Here is a 2,240-nt window from a genome sequence, read left to right as displayed (position 1 = left end):
CCCGACCACGACGACGACGTCCGCGTCGTCCAGCGCCGCGTCCCCGACGTCGGCGGCCGCGCCGCTCGCCGGGCGGATCCGGCCGGGCGTGTCGCACTCCGGCGTGGCCACCTTCTACGACACCGACGGCACCGGCGCCTGCGGGTACGACGCGAGCCCGGATCCGCTGAACGCGGCGATGAACGTCGCCGACTTCGAGGGCTCCCAGGCCTGCGGGGCCTACGTCGAGGTCCGGGCGGCCGGCGGTGCGAGCGTCACGGTGCGGATCACGAACCTGTGCCCGGCGCCGTGCCGGGTCGGGCAGCTGGACCTGAACCCGAAGGCGTTCGACCGGCTCGGAGCGCGCAACCGCGGCGAAATCCCGGTCACCTGGAAGCTGGTGAGCTCACCGTCGCCGAAGCGGATTTCCCTGCGCTACAAGGACGGCTCGTCCCCGTACTGGTGCGGGATCCAGGTGATCGACCACCGCAATCCGGTGGCCCGGCTGGAAGTCCGCGCGGGCGGCAGCTGGAAACGGCTGCAGCGCACCGACTACAACTACTTCCTGTCGGACAACGGCGCCGGGTGCGGCGGGGCCGTCGCGATCACCGACGTCTACGGCGAGCGGCTGGTCGTCGACGCGCTGCCGGTCAAGCCCGGTGTCAGCCAGCCGACGGACCGGCAGTTCGCCCAGCACTGACCGCCGGCCTTCACTCCTCTTCGCCGGTCGTCGACAGGAACGCCGCGAGGTCGTCGGTGAACCGCAGGAGCAGGTCGTAGAAGGTCCGGCGGTCCTCCGGCGTCCAGCCGGACAGCGCCTCGCCGAACCAGCCGAGCAGCGTGGTGAGGTAGCGGTCGGCGATCTCGGCGCCTTCGGGAGTCAGCTCGACCAGCCGGGCCCGCCGGTCGTCCGGGTCGGGCAGGCCGCGCACGAGCTGCCGTCGTTCGAGCACGTGCAGGTGCCGCGTGACGTGCGGCCCGGCGACCTGCATCCGCTCCGCGATCTCGCCGACGCGCATCGCCTTCCCGGTCATGTGCAGCGCGAGGATGATCGACAGCCCGGGCCGGTCGAGGTCCGCGCCGATCCGCTTCATCGCCCGCTCGCCGAGGCCGCTGCGGTTCATCACGGTGCCCAGCTGCATGATCCGGGGCAGCACGGCCCGCAGGTCGGTGGCGTCTGTGTCGCCCATCACACCTCTTAGATAGCTAACTTAGGTATATAGTTGGCCTGACCGGGGGTTGATCACGGGCATTGTCGCACCCCGAAGATAGATACCTAACTTAGCTATCGGAGACATCATGAAGCGAGTACTGATTTCCGGGGCCAGCATCGCCGGGCCGGCCCTGGCCTTCTGGCTGCGGCGGGCCGGGTTCGCGGTCACCCTCGTGGAGAAGGCGGCCGAACTCCGGGTCGGCGGCTATCCCATCGACGTCCGCGGCACGGCGCTGGACGCCGTCGAGCGGATGGGCATCCTGCCGCGCCTGCAGGACCTGCACATCTCGACGCGGCGGTTGACGTTCCTCGACGCTTCCGGCGACGAAATCGTGTCGCTGGCCCCGGACGCGATCATCCGCGGCACCGAAGGCGAAGACCTCGAGATCCGCCGCGGCGACCTGATCCGGACGCTGTACGACCTGGTGCGCGACGACGTCGAGGTCCGGTTCGGCGACACGGTCGAGACCCTCACCGACCACGCGGACGGGGTGGACGTCACCTTCCGCAGCGGCCGCCGGGATCGCTACGACCTGGTGATCGGCGCCGATGGCCTGCACTCCCGGACCCGGGAGCTCGTCTTCGGCGACGAGGCACCGTTCCACCACTACCTCGGCTACTGCTTCGCCGGGTTCACCATGCCCAACGACTTCGGGCTGTTCCGCGAGGGGCTCGCGTGGAGCACGCCGGGGAAGGGCGCGGCGCTGTACGCGGTCCTCGACAGCGAAGAGCTGCACGGGTTCTTGGTCTCCGCCCGGCCGGAGCCGCCGTTGGCGGCCTTCCGCAACCCCGAGGCCCAGCGCGACCTCATCGCCCGCACCTTCGCCGGCGACGGCTGGGAGATCCCGCGCCTGGTCGCGGCGATGCGGGAGGCCGACGACCTGTTCTTCGACGTGATCAGCCAGATCCGCATGCCGCGCTGGTCATCCGGCCGCGTGGCCCTCGTCGGCGACGCGGCGCACGCGCCGTCGTTCCTGACCGGCCAGGGCGTGGGCGAGCACGTACGCACCCACCAACGCCAGGCTCGTGCCCTGGCCGGTCAGGAACG

Annotated in this window: 3 protein-coding genes; 2 read left to right on the top strand and 1 reads right to left on the bottom strand. The window is 70.9% G+C overall.

Features of this window, described 5'->3' with window-relative positions; translation table 11 throughout:
* Window positions 1-103: 103 nt before the first annotated feature.
* Complete coding sequence (locus tag CCN39_RS48360; protein WP_244211360.1) at window positions 104-679, top strand: expansin EXLX1 family cellulose-binding protein; 576 nt, start codon at window positions 104-106, stop codon at window positions 677-679.
* Between the two features lie 10 nt (window positions 680-689).
* Here CCN39_RS48360 and CCN39_RS48355 read toward each other — a convergent pair whose 3' ends face one another.
* Window positions 690-1,169, bottom strand: coding sequence for a MarR family winged helix-turn-helix transcriptional regulator (locus CCN39_RS48355; RefSeq protein WP_086853947.1), 480 nt, complete (start codon window positions 1,167-1,169; stop codon window positions 690-692).
* Between the two features lie 109 nt (window positions 1,170-1,278).
* On the opposite strand from CCN39_RS48355, the gene CCN39_RS48350 reads away from it, so the two are divergent.
* Window positions 1,279-2,240: FAD-dependent monooxygenase (locus tag CCN39_RS48350; protein ID WP_143264494.1), on the top strand; the 962-nt coding region annotated here is incomplete at its 3' end.

Origin of the sequence: Amycolatopsis kentuckyensis (genome assembly GCF_002155975.1) — a bacterium.
Taxonomy (GTDB): domain Bacteria; phylum Actinomycetota; class Actinomycetes; order Mycobacteriales; family Pseudonocardiaceae; genus Amycolatopsis; species Amycolatopsis kentuckyensis.
The sequence above is the reverse complement of the archived record's forward strand: the minus strand, read 5'-3'. Positions and strand labels throughout refer to the sequence as shown.